This is a genomic window from Rhodopseudomonas sp. BAL398 (assembly GCF_033001325.1).
Classification (GTDB): Bacteria; Pseudomonadota; Alphaproteobacteria; order Rhizobiales; family Xanthobacteraceae; genus JARJEH01.
Genome location: NZ_CP133111.1, coordinates 3,806,555 through 3,828,657, shown reverse-complemented (window position 1 = coordinate 3,828,657; position 22,103 = coordinate 3,806,555). Strand labels below are relative to the sequence as shown.

Genomic DNA, 22,103 nt, shown 5'->3' with positions numbered 1-22,103 from the left:
GTTATTCGATGGTTTCGATCTTCCTGCGTTCGCTGATCTTCAACGTGCTATTCTATCTGCTGCTGACATTCTGGGTGCTGATCGGCATCCCGACCTATCTGATGCCGCGCTGGGGCATCATGAATATCGGCAAATATTGGGGCCGCAGCAGCATCTGGCTGATGCGGGTGGTGTGCAACATCAAGGTCGAATATCGCGGGCTCGAAAAAATTCCGCAGGGTCCGCTGATCGTCGCTTCGAAGCATCAGTCGATGTGGGAGACCTTCGCGCTGCTGCAATTCTTCGATCAGCCGCTCTACATCCTCAAGCGCGAGCTGTTGTATATTCCGCTGTTCGGCTGGTACCTGATCAAATCGCATATGATCGGCGTGAAACGCGGCGTCGGCGGCCGCTCGCTGATCGAGATGGCGCGGCGCGCCGGCGAGGAAGTCCGCCGCGGCCGCCAACTGATCATCTTTCCGGAAGGCACCCGCACGCCGGTCGATGCGCCGCCGAACTACAAGACCGGGGTCGGCCAGATCTATGTCGATTGCGACGTGCCTTGCCTGCCGGTGGCGCTCAATTCCGGCCTGTTCTGGCCGCGCCGGACCTTCATGCGCTATCCCGGCACGCTGGTGGTCGAATTCCTCGACCCGCTGCCGGCCGGATTGCGCCGCCGCGAATTCCTCACCCGCGTCAGCACCGCGATCGAGACCGCCACCAACCGGCTGGTCGAAGACGCCCGGCGCGAACAGGCGCAATTGTTCGGCCGGGTGCCGAGCCGGGCGCCGAAACCGGCGCGCCCGACGGCTTGATCTGAAGCGACGTCCTATCGAGTCTTCCTATCGAGTCTATTGAGTGCCTTGGAGTTCGTCATTCCGGGGCGCGAGCCCATCGGGCGAGCGAACCCGGAATCTCGCGGCGAGGCACGGCGCCTCAGCGAGATTCCGGGTTCGCTCACGGCTGCGCCGTTCGCGCCCCGGAATGACACCTTCGTTGCAGCTGTTGCTGCTCGCGCCCCGGAATGACTCATCCTTTTGTCTCGAGCGGACGACCTCGGCACAAATTCATCAGCGATGCGGTGGGACGTCGTCGCGCAGCAGTCCGGCGAGCTGGTGCAATTGCCGGTCGGGACAGCCCTGGGCTTCCAACGCCTGCACGGTCGACAGCACATAGTCGCGGTTCGGGCCCGAACGACCGTGGCCTTGGCGGACATAGCGGACCTGATCGGCCAGCGACAGCCGGCCGGCATATTGCACATGGCCGCGATCGACCACATAGGCCAGCGCGCTGATCCGGCTGCGGGCGTCGTCGCGCAGCCACACCGAGCGCATCACCTCGCGATAGACATTGGTGGTCTGCTCGCGCTCGCGCAGATAGGCGATGGTGGCGTCGCGGTTCTCGGCCGCGACCCGGAAGGCAATGCCGCGGCAGGCGCCGCCGCGATCGAGCCCGAGCACCAGGCCCGGCCGCTGTGGCGTGCCGCGATGGTCGAACGAATAGACGCACAGCGCGCGGTGCTCGCCGATCAGCCGCGCCGGAACCTGCTCGAGGAAGTCAAAACCGGGCCGCCACATCAGCGAGCCATAGCCGAAAACCCATAATTCGCCGCTGGGCGTGTCGGAATTCGGCAGGTTAGTCGGGGACATCGCGTCTCAATCGCTCAATTGACAAATTCTGTGCTGTAAGGTCGCCGGATGTCAGATCACATCATCGTGCCACCTCGCCGTCGACTTTGGACTCTCTTCATCGCTCCGGCTCTGCTCCTGGTCGCGGCCATCGCCTGGACCGGCTTCTGGTTTTACACGGCCTCGAAGGTCGATCAATCGGTCGACAGCTGGCGTGCCCGCGAGGCCGCCGCCGGCCGGGCGATCGAATGCGGCGACCGCTCGGTCGCCGGATTTCCGTTCCGGCTCGAAGTGCGCTGCGCCAATGCCAGCGTCGCGCTCAAATCGCAGACCGCCGCGCAGGCCGCCAGCCAGACTCCGCTCACCGCCAGGCTCGGCGAAATCCTGGTTATCGCGCAGGTCTATGATCCGTCGCGGCTGATCGCCGAATTCAAGGGGCCGGCGAGCTTCGCCGATCGCGGCCAGCCGGTGTCGATGACCGCGCGCTGGAAAACCGCACGCAGCTCCGTGGTCGGGCTGCCGGGGCCGCCGCAGCGGATCGCCCTGGTGTTCGACGATCCCGTGCTCGAAAGCCTCATTGGCACGGTGCCGACGCCGCTGGCGCGCGCCAGTCATGTCGAGATGCATGGACGGATGGTCGATGGCCCCACGCCCGGCCAGCCCCTGATCGAAACCGATCTGCAGCTCACCGGCGCCAGCGTCCAGGGCGTGCATCCGCTGCTGGCCGAGAGTTTCGACGCCGAGATCCGCACGCTGCTGAGCGGGCTGAAGGATTTTTCGCCGAAGCCGTGGCCGATGCGGTTTCGCGAATTGCAGGCCGCCGGCGGCCGGATCGAATTCACCAAGGCGCGGATCCAGCAGGGCGAGATGATCGCGGTCGCCACCGGATCGCTCGGGCTCACCGCCAGCGGCAATGTCGACGGCGAATTGCAGATGATCGTGGCGGGGATCGACAAGGTGATCCCCAAGCTCGGCATCGACAAGATCCTCGAAGACGGCGTGCCGCAGGCCACGCTCGACAAGCTCGCGCCGGGCGTCAAATCCAACGACCTCAACAGGCTGATGGGCGCGCTCGACCGCGCGATTCCCGGACTCGGAAAGGTGGTTCGCCGCAACGCCAATGTCGGCGTCGCCGCCGGCATCAACGCGCTCGGCCAGCCGGCGGTGCTGGAAGGCAAGGCTGCCCGCAGCTTCCCGCTGCGCTTCGTCGACGGCGTGGTGATGCTCGGCCCGCTGAAAGTCGCGCGGGTGCAGCCGCTGTTCTGAGGCGGCACTCAAGAAGCGGGCAATGGATGAGCCGTCGTCATTGCGAGGAGCTCTTGCGACGAAGCAATCCAGGGCCGCACGAGAAGTAGCTGTATGACGCCCTGGATTGCTTCGCTGTTCGGACGGCGCTGCGCGCCGCCTCCGCTCGCAATGACGACGTAGCTTAATTCGTCGAGCGGACTTTCGGTCGGGCGCTTACCCCCGCAGTATCAGTCACAGACCTGGTCGAGCGCCTCGATCAGATCGGCGCGCAAATCGTCGTAATCTTCCAGTCCGACCGACAGCCGGATCAGCCCGTCGGTGAAGCCGTGGCGGGCGCGCTCCTCGGGCGAATAGGTCGAATGCGTCATGCTGGCCGGGTGTTGCACCAGGGTTTCGGCGTCGCCGAGGCTGACCGCACGGGTCACCAGCCGCACCGCGTCCATGAAGGCCTTGCCGGCGTCGAGGCCGCCGGCCAGTTCGATCGCGATCATGCCGCCGAACGCGCTCATCTGCCGGCGTGCTAGCGCGTGCTGCGGATGGCTGTCGAGCCCGGGATAATACACCCGCTCGACAGCGCGGTGGCCCTCCAGATCATGCGCCAGGCGCAACGCGCTTTCGCAGTGCCGGTCCATCCGCAGCGTCAGCGTCTTCAGCCCGCGCAGTACCAGGAACGCATCGAATGCGGAGATGCAGGCGCCGTTCAGCTCCTTGATGCCGACGAAGCGAAACTGGTCGATCAGCTCCTTGCTGGCGATGACGGCGCCGGCCAAGAGATCGCCGTGACCGCCGAGATATTTGGTGGCCGAATGCACCACGATGTCGGCGCCGAGCGCGAGCGGCCGCTGCAGATAGGGCGTGCAATAGGTGTTGTCGACCACGAGCAGCACGCCGGCGCGCCGGCAGATTTCGGCGGTGGCGGCGATATCGACCACCCTCATGTTGGGATTTGACGGCGTCTCGGTGAGCACCAGCCGGGTCTTGGCGGTGATCGCATCGCGCAGATTGGCCGGGTCGGTGAGATCGACGAAGCGCGTATTGATGCCGAAGCGGGCGATCTGGTGATGCAGCAGCGCGAAGGTGCAGCCATACAGCGTCTGGTCGGCGACGATCTCGTCGCCGGCTTTCAGCAAGGTCCAGATCACCGCCGTGATCGCGCCCATGCCGGACGATGTCGCCAGTGCGGCTTCGCCGTCCTCGAGCGAGGCGAGCCGGGTTTCCAGTACGCTGACGGTGGGGTTGCCGACCCGGCTGTAGATATAGCCGGCCTCGGTGCCGGCGAAGCGGCTGGAGCCGGTGTCGGAGCGATCGAACGCATAGGTCGAGGTCAGAAACACCGGCGGATTCAGCGCGCCGTGATAGTCGAGCGGATCATAACCCTCATGGATGGCGCGGGTCGAAAATCCCCGTGGGCGCTGATTGCTGGACATCGCTGGCTCCTTTGCCCCCAGCCTATGCCAAAACATTGTGTCGATTGTACCAAAGTGATCTGTTGTGGCGATGATTTTTGGCATTTATGCTTTAGCGAGGCCTGTTGAATGAGCGATGCTGCCAAGACGACGCTGGATCGCATCGACCGCAAGATCCTCCAGGCGCTGCAGCAAGACGCCCGCTTGCCGAATGTCGCGCTGGCCGAGCGGGTCGGGCTGTCGCCGTCGCCCTGTCTGCGCCGGGTCAAATTGCTCGAGGCCGGCGGCGCGATCGAGGGCTACCGCACGGTGCTGGACCGGCAGGCCATCGGGCTCGGCCTCACCGTGTTCGCGGGCGTGCGGGTCGATCGTCATTCCCGCCACAATGAAGAGGCCTTCGTCACCGCCGTGCTGGCGATGCCCGAAGTGGTCGGCTGCCATCTGGTTTCCGGCGAGGCCGACTTCCTGGTCGAGATCGTGGTGCCCGACATGGCGACCTACGAATCCACCGTGCTGCGCCGGTTCCTGTCGCTGCCGACGGTGCGCGATATCCGCTCCAGCTTCGCGATGCGCAGCTACCGCGCCAATGGTGCACTACCGATCAACGCGGATTGAGCGCGCTCAGGCATGCGGCCGGCCTCGTGGCCGCCGCCGCCGACCAAGCCGGCGCGATACCTAGTACCACGCCGTTTCATGTCGGTTTGCATGAGCCGTCATCGCGGCGATGATTGGGTCACGGCACGGCGAGACGGCTGATCGTGACGCCGCATGGAATGAAACGAATTGCCCGCGACAGCTTCGCCAAATGGCGCGGGCCAATTTGCCGCGGTAGAATCTTGAATAAGAAGGGAACTAACGGTTCCGTCGGGAGGGCGACATTTGGATGTCCTCGACTATGCGGCTGCGCGATTGAGGCGAGGAACTTAATCATCGACGCCGACTTGTGCAGTCGGCAATTCCGCAAGCAGAGAAGTAGTCCGTGCGTCCGACATTCATCCCGCGCCAGACGTCGTCCCGCACGCACTGGCCCGCTATCGTGGCGATTCCCGCCTGCAATGAAGCCGTCAAAATCGAAGCCTGTCTGTCCGCTCTGGCGATGCAGCGCGACGAGGCCGGCGCGCCGGTAGCGGCGGGAGCGTTCGATATCCTGATCTTCGCCAATAATTGCAGCGATGCAACCGTGGATGTCGTCACGGCGTTTGCCAAGCTGCTACCACATCGGATGATGGTGGTCGAAGAGCGGCTGGCGACGGACAGGATGAGCGCCGGTTGGGCACGCAAGCGGGCGATGGATCTGGCGGCGGCTTGCCTCGCGGAGCGCGGCGCGAACGGGCTGATCCTCACCACCGACGCGGATAGTTGCGTCTCGCCAACATGGTTTGCCGCAACCATCGACGAATTTTCCAAGGGCGTCGATTGCGTCGCCGGCTATATCGATGCCAATCCGCTCGAACTCGTCAGCCTGGGACGGAGATTTCTCGCGCGCGGCCGGCTGGAAGATACCTATCTGCGCCTGATCGCCGAGATCTATGCGCGTTGCGATCACCGGCCCCACGACCCATGGCCGAATCACAGGGTTTCGTCCGGCGCCAGCCTGGCGGTCACGCTGGCGGCCTATCGGGCGATCGGCGGGCTGCCGCCGTTACCGGTGGGCGAAGATTCCGCGTTGACCGCAACGCTGGAGCGCGCCGGTTTCAAGGTCCGTCACGCCATGGGTGTCAGCGTCTCCACCTCGTGTCGGTTCGACGGCCGCGCCCAGGGCGGGGCGGCGGATACGATGCGGCAGCGCCACGCCATGCCGGACGCGCCCTGCGACGACGATCTCGAACCGGCCCTCGCAGCGACCCGCCGCGCGATCTACCGGGGCCGCTTGCGCGCCGTTCTGAACGGCTCTGTAGTGCCGCAGAGCCCGGGTGGCGGCTGGCGCATTGCCGAATCCGATAGCTGGAATGCGAAGCCAGGCGCGGCATTCGAGGATGTCTGGCGCAAGCTATGCCAGGACAGCCCAAGCCTGCAGCGCGGTCGGCCGTTGCGGCCATCCGACCTGCCGCGGCAGATCGCCATCGCGAGACTTATTCTCCGGCACCTGCGGCTGCCGGCGGGGTCTGCGAAAACCGTTCCAGCCGATACACCTCATCGCGCAGCAACGCTCGCGCTGGCAGTCTGACGTTGACAGCCTGCGCGAACAGGTCGCTGGCGGCCTGACCGGTCAACGGGTAGTCGGTCTCGCCGAGCCAATGGCACAGGATGATCTCACCGCCGGGCTGCAACGCGGTCATGCAAAGGGAGGCGAGCCGCGCCAGATCGGGAGCGGCGAAATAGTACAGAACCTCGGACAGAACGATCAGATCGAACCTGCCCGCCGGGAAATCCTGGGGCACGGTGCCGGTGAGGAAGCTGGCATTTTCAATCCCCGCCTGGCGCGCCGCGGCGATCGCGGTCGGTGACGCATCGATCGCCACGACCGCGTCGCATCGCTTGGCCAACAATCCGGTCAACACCCCGATCGAGCAGCCGATTTCGAGAGCCTTGGCATATCTCTTCTGTCCGAGCGCGCCGATCGTGGTGGCGTATTTCTCCCGCTCATAGGCGCTGGTGCGGAATTGCCAGGGGTCGATGTCAGACTGATATTTGTCTTCGAAGTAGTCCGGCTGGATCGTGTCGGTCTTCCGGCTCATGGCGCGACCTCGATGAAATATTCGAACGCCCCCAGGAACGGCGCGAGCGTTGTATCGGTAAATCGAAAGCCGTCGGGATCGTCATCGATCAGATCCGTCATTTGCGAGACATGGGCGGCGATGGCTGCGCGTTTTATGGTTTGATGGCGCGAGATATCGAGCCGCAACCCGCGCGGTCGCGGCCGCTCGAGCATCGTCGAGCGGTCCAGATGCCAGCCCCAGATCGGATAGGCCCAGAGGTGCAGCTGCGGCAGTTGCCGCCGCACGGCTTCGGCCATGCGGGCGGCCGCGACGTGGTCGCAATGCGGATCGCAGTCCCAGGTCACGAACAGCGATCGCGCGTCGGCTTTGCGGCAGGTCTCGGTGATGGTGGCGACTGCGTGATCGAACGCCGCACCGCTTGACGGCGCCTGGGTGTCAACCAAGCCGAGGTGATGGACGCGATCAGGACCAAGCCCGAGCAGTCGCCCCGCTTCGGCGAGTTCCGCCTGGCGCAGATCGATCAGATGCTGGCGCGAATAGCGTTTCGAGCCCGGATGCGATCCCGAACCATCGGTGATCACCATGACCTCTGCTCGCGGGCCCTGCGAAGATGCGGCGGCGATCAGCCCTCCGGCGCCCAGCGACTCATCGTCCGGATGCGGCGACAGCACCACGAATGGATGATTGCCGGTCAAATCCTGCAGCGAACCCACGGCCAGCGCCCGAATCGCGTCGAGATAGTCTCCGGCGTTCAATCAGAACTCTCCCACGGGATCGGTCGAAGCCAGCCAGGCTCTGGCGGCGTCGCCCATTGCCAGATCGGGCGCCGGCTGGCGCAGATAGGTCGATAGATCGCGGCTGATGCGCTCGATCGGGTTCGGCCGGATGAAGGATACAAGGCCGACCCCGCGCTGCACCTCCTGCATGATCTCGAGCGCGCAGCGTTCTGTGACCATTCGGGTCATGTTGGCGAAGGCGACGGTGGAGGCCGCATCGTGATCCGAAGCGCCCAACCGTCTGGCGGCCTCCTCGACCCAGAACCGGGCCGTATTCGCCGATGCAACGCAGTGAGCCACGCGCTGGAGCTGATAGGGATCGTCGGCGCGGCGGCGCGCGACGAGGTGTTCGCGAAACAATTCGACCAGACGTTCCATCGCCCCGAGCTGGGCGGCGCAGAAGCGCCAGGCGCCGCCGGAAAAATGCGGCTGTCGCATGAAGTCGCCGGCCACGCCGACAATCTCGTCGGGACCGACGCCGATCCCCGACAGTTCGACCGCGCCAGTCATGGTGGATCGCATGCCCAGCGGGGTCCATCCGCTGAGGTCGACATTGTCGTGCCGCGCCAGATCGAGAAGACACATCATCTGTCCGGCGGGGGACGCCGCGGTCACGATGGGACGCGTAACCAGCCCGGCTCCGGAGGCCAGAATCTTGCGGCCCCGCAATACGGAGCGATCGCCTTGTTGTTTGATCGCCAGCCCGGCGGCGTCATCGGCTCCCCATACGGCCGACAAAGCGCCCTCCGCGACGCTGTCGGCCAAAGACAGCATTTGCGCCCGGGTGCCATAGCGGCAGACCAGTGCGATGGCGTTGATATGCCCCTCGAACAGCCGCGCGAAACACAGATCGGCGGCGCCGACGAGGCGCAGGATCATGCACAGGTCGCTTTGGCGGCTGCCCTCGCTCAGCCCGGCCCCGCCAAGCGCCTCCGGAAACGCGGCCATCGCCAGGCCGGATCGGTGAAACGCCCCCCACGTCGCGGCGTCGATCGCCCCCGCGGTGTCGGCCGATTCCGCCGCGTCGGACGCGGTCTTCGCAAACGCGGCGGCGCGCTCGTGCAGATGATGGGCGTTTGACAAGGTCAGAATGGGTTTCACTCACGCTGGCGGTTCGGACGGGAATAGCGATATTCGCTCATTGAAGTCCTTGCCGGTGACAAGGTTCCATGTCCCGCAGCCATCCGGCTGCGCCCCGCTGATAAAGCCGGTGGCGGTGTCCCCGAGGGCGCCCGATCAGATTGGCAGACAGGTATGGCGATGCCGAGCGACAGGCGCTTGCCGCTCGGGCCGGCGCTGCTCGGTCAAACCTGTCGCGCCTTCGACATCGCCATCGCGCGCGTGACGGCTCAGGCGTGCAGGCCCGGCGCTTCCTGGCCGGTGCGGGCGACATATTCGGTGTAGCCGCCGCCATATTGGTGGATGCCGTCCGGCGTCAGCTCCAGCACGCGGTTGGACAGCGCGGCGAGAAAATGCCGGTCATGCGACACGAACAGCATGGTGCCTTCATATTCCGACAGCGCCTTGATCAGCATTTCCTTGGTGGCGATGTCGAGATGGTTGGTCGGCTCGTCGAGCACCAGCAGGTTCGGCGGATCGAACAGCATCTTGGCCATCACCAGCCGGGCCTTCTCGCCGCCCGACAGCACCCGGCAGCGTTTCTCGACGTCGTCGCCCGAAAAGCCGAAGCAGCCGGCCAGCGCCCGCAGCGAGCCCTGGCCGGCCTGCGGAAACCATTGCTCCAGCGATTCGAACACGGTGAGTTCGCCGTCGATCAGATCCATCGCGTGCTGGGCGAAATAGCCCATCTTGACGCTGCCGCCGAGCGCCACGGTGCCGGTGTCGGGCTCGGTGGTGCCGGCCACCAGTTTCAGCAGCGTCGACTTGCCGGCGCCGTTGATGCCCATCACCGCCCAGCGTTCGCGGCGTCGGACCTGGAAATCCAGCCCGTCATAGATCCGGCGGCTGCCATAGCCTTTTTGGACGTTCTTCAACGTGACGACGTCCTCGCCGGAGCGCGGAGCGGGGAGGAAATCGAACGCCACGGTCTGGCGGCGCTTCGGCGGCTCGACCTTTTCGATCTTTTCCAGCTTCTTGACCCGGCTCTGCACTTGCGCGGCGTGCGAGGCGCGCGCCTTGAAGCGCTCGATGAAGTTGATTTCCTTGGCCAGCATCGCCTGCTGCCGCTCGAACTGGGCCTGCTGCTGCTTTTCGGCGAGCGCGCGCTGCTGTTCGTAGAATTCGTAATTGCCCGAATAGGAAGTCAGCGCGCCGCCATCGATTTCGATGATCTTGTTGACGATGCGGTTCATGAATTCGCGGTCATGCGAGGTCATCAGCAGCGCGCCGTCATAGCCTTTCAGGAACTGCTCCAGCCAGATCAGGCTTTCGAGGTCGAGATGGTTCGACGGCTCGTCGAGCAGCATGGCGGCGGGCCGCATCAGAAGAATTCTGGCCAGCGCCACGCGCATCTTCCAGCCGCCGGAGAGATTGCCGACGTCGCCGTCCATCATCTCCTGGGTGAAGCTGAGCCCGGCCAGCACCTCGCGGGCGCGGCCCTCCAGCGCGTAGCCGTCGAGTTCCTCGAAGCGGTGCTGGACCTCGCCATAGCGCTCCAGGATCTGCTCCATCTCGTCGGCCCGCTCGGGGTCGGCCAGCGCGTGTTCCAGCTCGGCCAGTTCGGCCGCCACCTCGGCAACCGGGCCGGCGCCGTCCATCACCTCGGCGACGCAGCTGCGGCCGGCCATTTCGCCGACATCCTGGCTGAAATAGCCGATGGTGACGCCGCGATCGACCGAGACCTGGCCCTCGTCGGGCGCTTCCTGGCCGGTGATCATCCGGAACAGAGTGGTCTTGCCGGCGCCATTGGGGCCGACCAGCCCGACCTTCTCGCCCTTCAGCAACGCCGCCGAGGCCTCGATGAAGACCAGCTGGTGGCCGTTCTGCTTGGAAATATTGTCGAGACGGATCATGGGCTCACGCGTTTGCAAGGGGCTGCGCGGCCCTTAGCCCATGTGGCGTCGCGGTGGAAGGGTGTTGCCGGGCCTGCGCCGCCGGCCGGCGGCGACGCGGCTCAGGAATGCAGGCCGAGATCGATATTGTTGCGCGCCGCGAACAGCGCCGCTTGGGTCCGATTGGCGACGTCGAGCTTCTGGATCACGGTCGCGACCTGGGCCTTGACGGTATTGATGCTGATCCCCCGCGCCTTGGCGATTTCCAGATTGCTCATGCCGCGGGCCAGATATCCCAGCAGCTCGATCTGAGGCCTGCTGAGCTTGTCGAGTTGCTTCTCGTCCCGATCGCTGCCAGTGCGATCGCGCTCCATCGGCCGTTCCGGAGGGCGTTCCTTCGGCCGCGACAGCGTCTCGGCGATGGCGCGGCGAATCGTGGTGGTGATCGCGGCGTCGACCTGCGCCGAGGCGGCGTCGCCGATGCCGACCATCAAGGCCGACAATTCGGAGCGGCCCTGCAGAATTGCCGAAATGTCGATGTGGAGTACCACGGTGGTCGGTAGCCCTGGCGCCTTGGGGAATGCCACAACCAAGTACCAATCGGTTCCCTCGGCGGCGGGCTGGCCGCAGATCGTCGAGAAGAAATCGATCTTGCGATCGAGCAAATTTTTAAAACCGCGCAGCAATTCGATCGAGTGCAGATCCGGCCGGATGCAGCACTCGAAATAATTATCGCCGACATTGACGCGCGCATGGTTCGTCGAGCCGACCGGCTTCAACTTCCATTCGTCGCTCAGGTCGATGATGTTGCCGAATCGATCGAGAACCACGCCGCTGATGGAAATGTGACCCAGGATCGCACTGATCTCATGATGGATCATCATTTGCTCGCGCGGGATGCTCAACAGATTTGATCTCTGATTCGATCATTGGCCTTCATTGATGCAAATCAAAAATCCATGCCGACGGTGCTGTGTGCTTGCGCACTTTATGACGAGATCCAATCCGGCTGGATAAAACGGCTTCACCCGAAAGGGTGTGAATGGCACCCGAAATGACGTGGCATTTTTCACCCGGCTTTCTCGGCTGCAATTCATGGTGACGTGCCGACAGAAAAGTTCGGCGCTCAAAATATGCGTAGTCCAGAAGGATATACCTAAATGTCAGGAATTGTTCTCTCCAACGCCGTGCGGCAGAACCTGTCGTCGCTGCAGGCCACCGCGGACATGCTTTCGACCACCCAGAGCCGTCTGTCGACCGGCAAGAAGGTGAACTCGGCGCTCGACAATCCGACCAATTTCTTCACCGCCGCTTCGCTCGATTCGCGTGCCAGCGACATCAACAATCTGCTGGATGGCATCGGCAATGGCGTGCAGATCCTGCAGTCCGCCAATACCGGCATCACCTCGTTGAACAAGCTGGTGGATAGCGCCAAGTCGATCGCCAACCAGGCGCTGCAGACCGTCGCCGGCTACACCAGCAAGTCCAGCGTCTCGACCACCATCGCCGGTGCCACCGCCGACGACCTGCGCGGCACCGCGACCTATTCCAACGGCTCGGCCCAAAGCCTCGGCCTGCAGGACGGTCAAGCCGCTCCCGGCGCGATTTCCGGCACGACCTTGCTCGGCGGCGTCGCGGGGTCAAAGACCGGCGCAACGGTGACGGGTCTCGCGACCACCACCTTGCTGAGCGCGCTCGGCACCGACAAGCCGGTGGCCGGCAACAGCCTGACGGTGAATGGCCACACGGTCACCTTCGCAAATGGCGACGCGCCGGCCGCCACCACTTTGCCGGCCGGTTCCGGCGTCAACAATCAGCTGGTCACCGACGGCAAGGGCAATTCCACCGTCTATTTGAACAGCGGTACCGTTCAAGACGTGATGAACGCTATCGATCTGGCGAGCGGCGTGCAAAACGCGACGATCACTGGTGGTGGCGCGACGCTGGCAAACAGCTCGGGTGCCAATGCCTCGATCGCGACCAACGCGCTGGTGCTCAGCACCTCGACGGGCTCCGATCTGAAGATCTCCGGCAACAACACCCTGCTGTCGGCGTTCGGACTGAATTCGGGAGCGACCGGCGTCGGCAGCTTCTCGGCCGACCGAACCGCCAGCACGACCGCTGGAGCCACCGTCAGCCGATCCGGAATGGTGCAGGCTGGCTCGACGCTGAGCGTGAACGGCAAGACCATCACCTTCGCGGACGCGAAGTTGCCGGCCGCCGCAGACTACGGTTCGGGCAAAGTGACGGGCAAGAACGTCATTACCGACGGCAGCGGCAATTCGACCGTCTACCTGCAGGGCGGCACGATGGACGATGTGCTCACCGCCATCGACATCGCCAGCGGTGCGCAGGTTGCCCCGGTGAGCAACGGTGCCGCCACGCTGGCGGTTGCCTCGGGCAGCGAGGCGTCCAAGGTGCTCTCCGGTGGTCAATTGCAGATCAGCTCGGGCATGGCCGGCGATCTGAAGATCTCCGGCACCGGCAACGCGCTGTCGGCATTGGGTCTGGCCGGCGCCCAGGGAACCGGGACCAGCTTCAACGTCGCCCGCACCGCGACCGCCGGTGGCATCAGCGGCAAGACGCTGACCTTCGACTCGTTCAACGGCGGCACCGCGGTCAACATCACGATCGGCGATGGCACCAATGGCACCGTCAAGTCGCTCAGCGACCTGAATACGGCGCTGAAGGCCAACAACCTGCAGGCCTCGATCGACACCACCGGCAAGCTGACGATCTCGGCGGCGAATGACTACGCCTCCTCGACGCTCGGCTCCACGCTGTCCGGCGGCAAGATCGGCGGCACCGCGGCGTCGTTCTTCTCCGCGCCCACGGACCCTGTTGCCGACCCGGTCGCCCAGTCGACCCGCGCCAATCTGGTCAAGCAGTACAATGACGTCATGGACCAGATCAAAACCACGGCCCAGGACGCGTCGTTCAACGGCGTCAACCTGCTGAACGGTGACCAACTGAAGCTGGTGTTCAACGAAACCGGCAAGTCCACGCTGAACATCGAAGGCGTGACTTTCGACCCGAACGGTCTTGGTCTGTCGAAATTGACCGCCGGCACCGACTTCATCGACAACGCCGCGACCAACAAGACCTTGGCGACCCTGACCACGGCCTCGACCACGTTGCGGTCGCAGGCTTCGGCTCTGGGCTCCAACCTGTCGGTCGTGCAGGCCCGTCAGTCCTTCTCCAAGGATCTGATCAACGTGCTGCAGACCGGCTCGTCGAACCTGACGCTGGCCGACACCAATGAGGAAGCGGCCAACAGCCAGGCGCTGTCGACCCGCCAGTCGATTGCGGTGTCCGCGCTGTCCTTGGCCAACACCTCGCAGCAGAGCGTGCTGCAGCTGCTGCGCTAAGCGATCTGACGACAATCGGGACGGCGGGAACAGCCCCGCCGTCCCATCTACTAACTGACGTACCGCAACGATCGTTCGGAGAGATGCGATGGCCCTGAAAGTGAAGATGATGCCTTATGAGCGGATCTTCATCGGAACGACCGTCGTGACGAATGCCTGGTCGGAGCCGGCGAAATTCTCCATCGAGGGCGCCGCGCCGGTGCTGCGCCAGGCCCATGCGATGCTCGAGGAGCGCGCCGACACGCCGCTGAAGCGCGTCTATCTCTGCGTCCAGAATTTGTATCTCGGCTGCGACGGCGCGAGCGTGGCGCGGTATTTTGAACTGGTCGCAGAATTGCTGGCGCAGATGCCGCAGGCGGCCGCGACCGTCGCCGCTGCCAATAGCGAGATCGCCAAGGGATCGTTCTACGGTGCGATCCGCGAATACCGCAAATTGCTCTATAGCGAATATCCGCAGCGCGACTGGGCCGCCGAACTCACCGGCCTGTTCCAGCCAAAGGCCGCCAGCGCGCCGGTCGTGATCCGCGCGCCGCGCCGCGGCCGTCCGGAACGCAAGCCGCAAGAAGCCGAACCGGACGCCGTGCTGGTCGACGCGTAGCTGGCTTGCGACATCGTTAGTCGGCGTCGGGCAGCACCGCGTTGCTCGGCGTCGGGCGGTCGGAGATCTGCATGCCGAACAGGCTGCCGATCAGTTCGACCGCGACCCGCGCGGTGCGGCCACGTTCGTCGAGAAACGGATTGAGCTCGACGATGTCGAGCGAGCGCACCAGCCCGGAATCATGCAGCAGCTCCATCACCAGATGGGCCTCGCGATAGGTGGCGCCGCCCGGGACCGTGGTGCCGACGCCGGGCGCGATCTCCGGATCGAGAAAATCGACATCGAACGAGACGTGCAGCACGCCGTCCTGCGCCTTGACGCGGTCGATCACCCGGCGGATCAGCACGCCGACGCCGAATTCGTCGATCGCCCGCATGTCGGCGATCGCGATCCGGCGCTCGCGCACCAGATCCTTTTCCAAGGGATCAATCGAGCGGATTCCGAACAGATCGAGCCGCCCGGGGCCGAGCGCCTCGCGCGGCTGATCGCCGAGCAATCGCTCGAGGCCGGGCTCGCCGCACAGAAACGCCGCCGACATGCCGTGCATGTTGCCGGTCAACGTGGTGGCGGTGGTGTTGTAGTCGGCATGGGCGTCGAGCCACAGCACGAACAGCTTGCGGCCGGATTCGGCGCAGTGCCGCGCCACGCCGTTGACCGATCCCATCGACAGGCTGTGATCGCCACCCATGAAAACCGGCAGCGCGCCGGTGCGCGCCAGCCGATAGGCCTGCTCGCTGACCTTGCCGATCCAGGGCCGGATCTCGTCATAGCTTTTCGCGTTGGGCGGCAGCAGCACGCTGGTCTCGACCGGGGCCGGCGCCAGATCGCCGTGATCCTCGACCGCATAGCCGAGCTCGGCCAGCACCCGGCCGATCCCGGCGGTGCGCAGCGCCGCCGGCCCCATCAGCGTGCCGCGCTGGCCGGCGCCGATCTCGATCGGCACGCCGAGCAGCGCGATCCGCCGCGGTGAGTCACATGTGATCGATGCGCCGGAAGAGGACATGCGCGGGTTCGCCTTTGCGCCAAAGGAGGGGGATGGGTCGACCATTGAGATAGGCGATTGGCTGGACGGTTGCCAGCGAACGTCCATCGGGGACCGGAGTTCCCGTTCTGGCGGTGAAAGGCTTCGTACAGGATGTGGGCATCGGCGGCGCCGAGGGCCGCAGTCACGGTTTTGGCCGCCCTGGCCATCGGGGGCGGGGCCTGGGGCCGTGAGGATGCGATTGCGTCCCCGAACCCCGGCGCCGCCAGGGGTCGACGCGCTTCGGCGGTGGTGATCGGCTCATTGCCGCCGGCAATCTGCGCGAAGCGACGATCTGCAAATCCGGCGTCGCCGGTGGGCGACGCCGTGTTGGCTGAACGATGGCACGGTGTTGCCTGCGTCAGGCAGGCATCCCGTCGCGAGCGCCGTTTGCTCCCGCAACGCCTGAATTGCCGCGGACGATTCGTGTCGTCACTTCGGCCGGCAGGGCGTCGATCACCGACTTGACCAGTTGCGCAAACTCATCCGGGCTGAATTCCGGTTTCGGCCGGGGGGCCGCCGATTGGACCGAGACCTTGGCTGCACCGATTGCCCCGAGCGCCAACGGCAGTCCGGCGCCGCCATATTCCGGCGGCAATCCGACGAATTGTGCCGCCCCGACGACGAGTTGGAATAGGCGATCGACCCAGGCGGCATTGCGGGTTCTGGCGTTTTTCAGCTCCGGATGATGCGCTGCCGCCAAGGCGCCAAGGCCGGTCAGATGCGGATCGGCCATCGAGGTGCCGTCCCAGGCCGCATAGCCGCCGCCGGGGACCGACGAGATGATGCCGACACCCGGGCCGCAGACCGTGACTTCCGGACCATGGCAGGTGAACTTCGCCGGATAGACCTGGCCCGGCGCCACCGCAACGCCATCCGGTACGGTACGCGCGTGATAGGTGTAGTCCGGGAAATTCCCGAACTGCCCGATTGCCGAGACGCACATGACGCCCGGGACATTGGCGGGGAATTGCACCGCCGAGGCGGAATTTCCCGCGGCCACGAAGAGCGCGACGCCGGCCTCACGGGCGCGCTGAATCGCCTGCGCGACCAGATTCGAGCTGGCGTCGCCGCCGAGGCTGCAATTGACCACATGGATCTGGTTGTCGATGCAGTAATTGATCGCCGCCGCCAGATTGTTGAAGGCGCCGCCCGGGAACACCTTGAGGACGTGGACCTCCGCCGCTGGCGCGAAGCCCCTGATATGCCCGCCCCGCCCATTGCCGGCGATCACGCCGGCGCAGTGGCTGCCATGGCTGAAGACGTCGGTCCGCCAGCTGGTCTGGTCCGGCTCGTGGTTGGCGTCCAGATTGGTAAAATCACGGCCGATCGTGATGTGGGACAGTGCCGGATGGGTGGTGTCGCAACCGCTATCGATAATCGCGACGCGCACGCCGGCGCCATTGGATTGCTGCAGGTCGAGCCCGAGCAGTCCCATGACCCGCTCGCCCCATCCCAGGAACGGGCCGGCATTGGCGCCCGGCACCGCGTAGCCGGCCTGGGCGAATGAGGCGAGTGATCGCAGCGTGATAGTATTGACGGTGCTGGCGTCGAGCCCCGGACGCTCGATGAAGCGCTCCCAATAATCCGCCGCGGGTTTGACATAGAGGGCCGCCACCAGATTGAGCGCACCGCCCGTCACCGGGAGCGTGAGGTCGCCATGCTCGTTGGTCTGACCTTGGTCCTGCGTCCCCAATTCGCCATAGACGATCACCTCGGCGCCGGCCACTGCCTGGCCCGTGTCGTCCTGGATATGAAAGCGAACCGGGACCGATGCGGTGATGAGTTGCGACGGACTGCGCGACGCCACGGCGAATTGTGGCTGTGAACTGCCGAGATGTTGCAGCAGGTGGTCGCGCTCGATGATGAGCGCCGGGTTGCGCGCGCCCATCTCCTCCAGATAGGCCGCGCGTTCCGGCGAGGCGGTACGAACCACCACGATGTCCTGGCTGGCGGCGGCCGCGGTGGAGAGCACCGACAATCCGCGCGATTTGACCACCCTGACGACGTCGAGATCCGGCAGCGCCGACAAGGCTTCGACGACCTGTCTGGAATCGAAGCCGCCGGGTCCGGCGCTCAGCGTTGCGACGCCCGCCGACAGCCGGCGGCCGACCATATACTGCTTTTGTCGTTCGATGACTTCGTTGCGGCCGGTGCTTGTTGTGGCGGCGTCGGCCTGGCCGCCTTGGGTTTCCTCATGCTCGCTCATTTGTTCCCCCTTCCGGGAAGACACCTGGCGGCGCGACTGCGGCTAGAATCTCAGCGGCGCATTCGGATCGATCTGGAAACGCGACTGAAGGGCGTCGCGGACCGCGGTCACAGCTTGATCGGGAATTTCAATGACCGCGATCCGGTTCTTCCTATCCAAGTCGACCAATTTCGTTTCCGGCGTATCGGACAGCACCTGCCTGATAGCAGCCTCGGCGTCGTCAAACGACGTCGAGCCATCGCGCGGCGTCACGGTGAATTGTTGAAGTTTGCTGGTCAGAGCCGTGGTTCCTCTAGTGGAGCTCAACCGAACACATGCGGTTCGGTTGAGCTTTTGCGATCAATGGATGGTCGGCGATTGCTGCGCGCCGCCGGGCTGCGCCGACAACAGGCTCTGCAAGATGCCCGGGATGGCCTTGCTGGCTTCCTCGGCGATCTGTCGAGCGAAGCTGTCGAAATCAAAGCTTTGCGGCGTGACGCCGGCCTGGGGCTCGGAGTCGAACAGGCTGATGCCGCCGCCGCCGAACGGCGTGTTGATGCCGAAATTGATCAGCGATTGCGGCGACACGCCTTGCGCGCGCAGTTGCGGGCCGATCGTCGGGTTCGACGACAACAGTCCGATCAGCAAGCCGGGCAGGGCCTTCAGCGCCTGACCGCCGACATCTTTCAGAAGCTTACGGAAATTGATGCCCTGCGGCGTGACATCGGGCTCGGAGTCGAACAGGCTGATGCCGCCGCCGCCGAACGGCGTGTTGATGCCGAAATTGATCAGCGATTGCGGCGACACGCCTTGCGCGCGCAATTGCGGGCCGATCGTCGGATTCGCCGACAACAGGCCCATGATCAGCCCGGGCAGCGTCTTCAGCGCCTGATTGCTGACATCCTTCAGCAGTTTGCGAAAGTTGAACCCTTGCGCTGTGAAGTCGGGCTCGGGCGCGGCGTCGAACAGATCGAGGCCGCCACCGCCGAACGGCGTGTTGATGCCGATGTTGAACAGAGATTGCGGCGACACGCCCTGTGCGCGCATTTGCGGACCAAGCGTCGGATGCGATGACAATAGGCCCATGATCAGGCCCGGCAAAGCCTGCGCGGCCTGTCCGGCGATCTGTTTCAGAATCGCATTGAAGTCAATGCCTTGTGGCGCGACACCCGGTGTCGATGCCGGTGCGGCACCAAATGGCATGAATGTGGAATTGAATCCTTGCTGAGCCGATCCGACCATGGCAACCCTCCTCTGATACCGGTTGGCTTGAGCCAAACAATTTCTGATGGTGATTGCGGGCATACCGCAACATCCAGCGTCGTCAGCCGCAATCTCTCCGGCCACGCCAGCACGCAAAATGCCACTCTAAGTATAACTACTAATTAGTAACATACCCAGGTTCGCGGTGAAGTTCAGTATTGCTCACAGTTACACGATTGTGCGCTGACAATCGGCGGACGGTCGCCGCAACAGATGGGTCGTCGCAGCAGTAATTCTGGTTCTAATGGAAATGAAATCGGCGCCAGTTTTTTTTGACGCGCGTTTTCCTTGCGCGAACCGGCAAGCACTCGCTTGAAGACGCTGCCGGCGCGGCGGCCGCCAGCTAGCCGCCTTTGATCAACGCCTGCCGCGCCGGCGAGGGCTGTGTTGCCGGCCTGGTCGGCACGTTCCAGATCTCGTCGGCATATTCGCGGATGGTGCGGTCGGAGGAGAACCACGCCATGCGGGCGACGTTGAGAATCGCCGCGCGGGTCCAAGCCGGGCCGGCGCGCCAGCGCGCGTCGATGCCGCGCTGGGCCTCGAAGTAGCTGTCGAAATCGGCGCTGACCATGTAGTGGTCGAGATGGCGCAGCGCATGCGCGATCGAGGCGAACCGCGCCGGATCGTCCGGCGAAAACACGCCGGCATCGATGGCGCGGATCGCGCGGGCCAGATGTGGCGAGCTGGTGACCACGTCATTGGCGTCCAGGCCCTGAGCCCGGCGCGCCATCACGTCGAGCGCTTCCATGCCGAAGATCGCGATGTTGTCGGCGCCGACCTGGTCGCGGATCTCGATATTGGCGCCGTCCAGCGTGCCGATGGTCAGCGCCCCGTTCAGCGCCAGCTTCATATTTCCGGTGCCGGAGGCTTCCATGCCGGCGGTGGAAATCTGTTCCGACAGATCGGCGGCCGGAATGATCACTTCGGCCAGGCTGACATTGTAGTCGGCCAGGAACACCACCTTGAGCCGTCCGGCGATCACCGGATCGTTGTTGACCACCTGGGCGACGTCGTTGATCAGCTTGATGATCAGCTTGGCGTAGCGGTAGCTCGCCGCCGCCTTGCCGGCGAAGATCTTGACCCGCGGCACCCAATCGCGATTCGGCTCGTCCTTGATCGCGTAATACAGCGCGATGGTCTCCAGGATATTGAGCAGCTGGCGCTTATATTCGTGGATGCGCTTGATCTGGACGTCGAACAGCGCGGCGGGGTCGACCTTGATGCCGTTGCGTTCGGCGATCAGCCGGGCCAGCGCCACCTTGTTGTGGTGCTTGACCGCGCGGAACCGCTGTTGGAACGCCGGGTCGCTGGCGAAGGCTTCCAGCTGCTCCAGCCGTGTCGGGTCGTCCAGCACCTCTTCGCCGCAGGTGGCGCGCAACAGGTCGGTCAGGCCGGGATTGGCCAGCATCAACCAGCGGCGGAAGGTGATGCCGTTGGTCTTGTTGGTGATGCGCCCCGGATAAAGGTGGTTGAGATCGTGAAACACGGTCTCCTTCATCAGGTCGGAATGCATCGCCGAGACGCCGTTGATACGGTGCGAGCCGATGAACGCCAGATGGCCCATCCGCACCCGGCGGCCGGCCTTCTCGTCGATCAGCGACACCGAAGCGCGGAAATCGACGTCGCCGGGGCATTTCTCATCGGCCAGACCGAGATGGATCTCGTTGATGCGGTAGATCAGCTCGAGGTGGCGCGGCAGGCAGCGTTCGAACAATTCGACCGGCCAGGTCTCCAGCGCCTCGGGCAGCAAGGTGTGATTGGTGTAGGACAGCGTCGCGCGGGTGATCTCCCAGGCGTCGTCCCAGCGCATCCCGTGCTGGTCGATCAGGATCCGCATCAATTCGGTGACGGCGAGGCTCGGATGGGTGTCGTTAAGCTGGATCGCGGCCTTTTTCGCCAGGTTGCGCAGCGAGCCGTCCGAGGACAGATGGCGCTTGATCAGATCCTGCAGCGAGGCCGACACGAAGAAATATTCCTGCCGCAGCCGCAATTCCCGGCCCGCGGCGCTTTCGTCGTTGGGATAGAGGAATTTGCAGATCGCCTCGGCGCGCGCTTCATGCGCGGTGGCGCCGAGATAGTCGCCGGTATTGAACACGTCGATCAGCAGCGGGTCCGGCGCCCGCGCCGACCACAGCCGCAGCGCGTTGACGTGCTGGCCGCGCCAGCCGACGATCGGTGTATCATAGGCCACCGCCTGCACGGTCTCGCCGGGGGTCCAGAACGCCCGGTCGTGGCCGCGGGAATCGGCGACATGCTCGACATGGCCGCCGAAATAGACCTGGTACACCACCTCGGGCCGCTGCAACTCCCACGGATTGCCGAAGCCGAGCCATTCATCAGGATATTCCTGCTGCCAGCCCTGCGAGATGATCTGGCGGAACAGGCCGAAATCATAGCGGATGCCATAGCCGAACGCCGGGATGTCCAGCGTCGCCATGCTTTCCATGAAGCAGGCCGCCAGACGTCCCAGGCCGCCATTGCCGAGCGCGGCGTCCGGTTCGCATTTCCGCAGCTCGTCAAGCCCGACCCCGAGGTCGCCGAGTGCCGCATCGAACAGCGGCAGCAGGCCCATATTGTTGAGCGCGTCGGTGAACAGCCGGCCGATCAGGAACTCGAGCGATAGATAGTAAACCCGCTTGCGGCCGCCGTCGTAGCTTTCCTTCTCGCTCTGCAGCCAGCGGTAGACGATGCGATCGCGCAGCGCCAAGGCCGCCGCCTTGTACCAATCGTGCTTGGTGGCGAGCGCGGCCTCCTTGCCGATCGCAAGCGTCAGCTTGGCGACGATCGCGCTCTTGATTTCGGCCAGCGCCAGCTCATCGAGAGGGGCCTTGGGTGGCTGGAAGTGGTCTGGTGACGATTGGACTGGCAAATCTCATTCCTAAACAGCGCGAGTCCCGAGCATACGCGCATTATGACCGGATCGGAACCCGTTGCGAGCGCATCGTTGCAGCGTCTTGCCTGGGTTTTGGGCAAGGCGGAGCATGGGACATTAAATGGGCTGCGAGCGGAGGAGCTTG

General features: G+C 64.6%; 18 protein-coding genes. 6 read left to right on the top strand and 12 right to left on the bottom strand.

What is annotated here, in order from left to right:
- Positions 1–8: 8 nt before the first annotated feature.
- The gene (locus RBJ75_RS18015) at positions 9–794 is read left to right on the top strand and encodes a lysophospholipid acyltransferase family protein (protein WP_044415431.1); all 786 of its coding nucleotides are present in this window, start codon (positions 9–11) and stop codon (positions 792–794) included.
- A gap of 255 nt (positions 795–1,049) precedes the next feature.
- Here RBJ75_RS18015 and RBJ75_RS18010 read toward each other — a convergent pair whose 3' ends face one another.
- Positions 1,050–1,628: a gamma-glutamylcyclotransferase gene (locus RBJ75_RS18010; protein WP_044415433.1), complete on the bottom strand. Its 579-nt coding sequence runs from the start codon at positions 1,626–1,628 to the stop codon at positions 1,050–1,052.
- Between the two features lie 48 nt (positions 1,629–1,676).
- On the opposite strand from RBJ75_RS18010, the gene RBJ75_RS18005 reads away from it, so the two are divergent.
- Positions 1,677–2,873, top strand: a complete 1,197-nt coding sequence (locus RBJ75_RS18005; RefSeq protein ID WP_276156404.1) for a DUF2125 domain-containing protein — start codon at positions 1,677–1,679, stop codon at positions 2,871–2,873.
- Positions 2,874–3,082: 209 nt separating this feature from the next.
- Here the strand turns inward: RBJ75_RS18005 and megL are convergent, their stop codons facing one another.
- Positions 3,083–4,282 carry a methionine gamma-lyase gene (gene megL / locus RBJ75_RS18000; RefSeq protein ID WP_044411156.1) on the bottom strand — a complete coding sequence of 400 codons (1,200 nt, stop codon included), beginning with the start codon at positions 4,280–4,282 and terminating at the stop codon, positions 3,083–3,085.
- Between the two features lie 108 nt (positions 4,283–4,390).
- Between megL and RBJ75_RS17995 the strand changes: the two genes are divergently transcribed.
- Complete coding sequence (locus tag RBJ75_RS17995; RefSeq protein WP_044411153.1) at positions 4,391–4,876, top strand: Lrp/AsnC family transcriptional regulator; 486 nt, start codon at positions 4,391–4,393, stop codon at positions 4,874–4,876.
- A 364-nt stretch (positions 4,877–5,240) separates the two neighbouring features.
- Positions 5,241–6,428, top strand: coding sequence for a glycosyltransferase (locus RBJ75_RS17990; RefSeq protein ID WP_276156403.1), 1,188 nt, complete (start codon positions 5,241–5,243; stop codon positions 6,426–6,428).
- On the opposite strand, the gene RBJ75_RS17985 is transcribed toward RBJ75_RS17990, so the two are convergent.
- The 5 genes from RBJ75_RS17985 to RBJ75_RS17965 all read right to left on the bottom strand — a co-directional run bounded on the left by RBJ75_RS17985 (position 6,334) and on the right by RBJ75_RS17965 (position 11,532).
- Positions 6,334–6,939: a class I SAM-dependent methyltransferase gene (locus RBJ75_RS17985; protein WP_044404521.1), complete on the bottom strand. Its 606-nt coding sequence runs from the start codon at positions 6,937–6,939 to the stop codon at positions 6,334–6,336. The genes RBJ75_RS17990 and RBJ75_RS17985 overlap by 95 nt on opposite strands.
- Positions 6,936–7,676, bottom strand: a complete 741-nt coding sequence (locus RBJ75_RS17980) for a PIG-L deacetylase family protein (protein ID WP_044404519.1) — start codon at positions 7,674–7,676, stop codon at positions 6,936–6,938. The genes RBJ75_RS17985 and RBJ75_RS17980 overlap by 4 nt, the downstream gene beginning before the upstream one ends.
- Complete coding sequence (locus RBJ75_RS17975) at positions 7,677–8,798, bottom strand: acyl-CoA dehydrogenase family protein (protein WP_044404517.1); 1,122 nt, start codon at positions 8,796–8,798, stop codon at positions 7,677–7,679. It abuts the gene before it with no gap.
- Positions 8,799–9,046: 248 nt separating this feature from the next.
- The gene (locus RBJ75_RS17970; RefSeq protein WP_044404514.1) at positions 9,047–10,669 is read right to left on the bottom strand and encodes an ABC-F family ATP-binding cassette domain-containing protein; all 1,623 of its coding nucleotides are present in this window, start codon (positions 10,667–10,669) and stop codon (positions 9,047–9,049) included.
- A gap of 101 nt (positions 10,670–10,770) precedes the next feature.
- Complete coding sequence (locus tag RBJ75_RS17965) at positions 10,771–11,532, bottom strand: helix-turn-helix transcriptional regulator (protein WP_052628770.1); 762 nt, start codon at positions 11,530–11,532, stop codon at positions 10,771–10,773.
- Positions 11,533–11,808: 276 nt separating this feature from the next.
- On the opposite strand from RBJ75_RS17965, the gene RBJ75_RS17960 reads away from it, so the two are divergent.
- Both RBJ75_RS17960 and RBJ75_RS17955 read left to right on the top strand, forming a co-directional pair.
- Complete coding sequence (locus RBJ75_RS17960; RefSeq protein WP_276156686.1) at positions 11,809–14,016, top strand: DUF1522 domain-containing protein; 2,208 nt, start codon at positions 11,809–11,811, stop codon at positions 14,014–14,016.
- 88 nt (positions 14,017–14,104) lie between these two features.
- On the top strand, positions 14,105–14,614 hold the full coding sequence (locus tag RBJ75_RS17955) for a flagellar biosynthesis repressor FlbT (RefSeq protein ID WP_052628902.1): 510 nt from the start codon (positions 14,105–14,107) through the stop codon (positions 14,612–14,614).
- A 16-nt stretch (positions 14,615–14,630) separates the two neighbouring features.
- Here RBJ75_RS17955 and rocF read toward each other — a convergent pair whose 3' ends face one another.
- From rocF to RBJ75_RS17930, 5 genes are all read right to left on the bottom strand, one after another.
- Positions 14,631–15,617 (bottom strand): arginase, encoded by a 987-nt coding sequence (gene rocF / locus RBJ75_RS17950; RefSeq protein ID WP_044410030.1) that lies wholly within the window; start codon positions 15,615–15,617, stop codon positions 14,631–14,633.
- A 379-nt stretch (positions 15,618–15,996) separates the two neighbouring features.
- Entirely contained in the window at positions 15,997–17,844 is a 1,848-nt protein-coding gene (locus tag RBJ75_RS17945; RefSeq protein WP_052628901.1) for a S8 family serine peptidase, read from the bottom strand.
- A 42-nt stretch (positions 17,845–17,886) separates the two neighbouring features.
- Complete coding sequence (locus RBJ75_RS17940; protein WP_044410027.1) at positions 17,887–18,096, bottom strand: hypothetical protein; 210 nt, start codon at positions 18,094–18,096, stop codon at positions 17,887–17,889.
- An 87-nt stretch (positions 18,097–18,183) separates the two neighbouring features.
- Complete coding sequence (locus RBJ75_RS17935; RefSeq protein WP_317528513.1) at positions 18,184–19,065, bottom strand: hypothetical protein; 882 nt, start codon at positions 19,063–19,065, stop codon at positions 18,184–18,186.
- 364 nt (positions 19,066–19,429) lie between these two features.
- Positions 19,430–21,955, bottom strand: coding sequence for a glycogen/starch/alpha-glucan phosphorylase (locus RBJ75_RS17930; RefSeq protein WP_044406247.1), 2,526 nt, complete (start codon positions 21,953–21,955; stop codon positions 19,430–19,432).
- Between the last annotated feature and the right edge of the window lie 148 nt (positions 21,956–22,103).

Bases quoted from the DNA above. Each gene is read 5' to 3' on its own strand.
- RBJ75_RS18005 (WP_276156404.1), top strand. From the start codon at position 1,677: ATGTCAGATCACATCATCGTGCCACCTCGCCGTCGACTTTGGACTCTC.
- RBJ75_RS17995 (WP_044411153.1), top strand. From the start codon at position 4,391: ATGAGCGATGCTGCCAAGACGACGCTGGATCGCATCGACCGCAAGATC.
- RBJ75_RS17955 (WP_052628902.1), top strand. From the start codon at position 14,105: ATGGCCCTGAAAGTGAAGATGATGCCTTATGAGCGGATCTTCATCGGA.
- RBJ75_RS18015 (WP_044415431.1), top strand. From the start codon at position 9: ATGGTTTCGATCTTCCTGCGTTCGCTGATCTTCAACGTGCTATTCTAT.
- RBJ75_RS17985 (WP_044404521.1), bottom strand. From the start codon at position 6,939: ATGAGCCGGAAGACCGACACGATCCAGCCGGACTACTTCGAAGACAAA.
- RBJ75_RS18010 (WP_044415433.1), bottom strand. From the start codon at position 1,628: ATGTCCCCGACTAACCTGCCGAATTCCGACACGCCCAGCGGCGAATTA.
- RBJ75_RS17935 (WP_317528513.1), bottom strand. From the start codon at position 19,065: ATGGTCGGATCGGCTCAGCAAGGATTCAATTCCACATTCATGCCATTT.
- megL (WP_044411156.1), bottom strand. From the start codon at position 4,282: ATGTCCAGCAATCAGCGCCCACGGGGATTTTCGACCCGCGCCATCCAT.
- RBJ75_RS17970 (WP_044404514.1), bottom strand. From the start codon at position 10,669: ATGATCCGTCTCGACAATATTTCCAAGCAGAACGGCCACCAGCTGGTC.
- RBJ75_RS17945 (WP_052628901.1), bottom strand. From the start codon at position 17,844: ATGAGCGAGCATGAGGAAACCCAAGGCGGCCAGGCCGACGCCGCCACA.
- RBJ75_RS17965 (WP_052628770.1), bottom strand. From the start codon at position 11,532: ATGATGATCCATCATGAGATCAGTGCGATCCTGGGTCACATTTCCATC.
- RBJ75_RS17960 (WP_276156686.1), top strand. From the start codon at position 11,809: ATGTCAGGAATTGTTCTCTCCAACGCCGTGCGGCAGAACCTGTCGTCG.
- rocF (WP_044410030.1), bottom strand. From the start codon at position 15,617: ATGTCCTCTTCCGGCGCATCGATCACATGTGACTCACCGCGGCGGATC.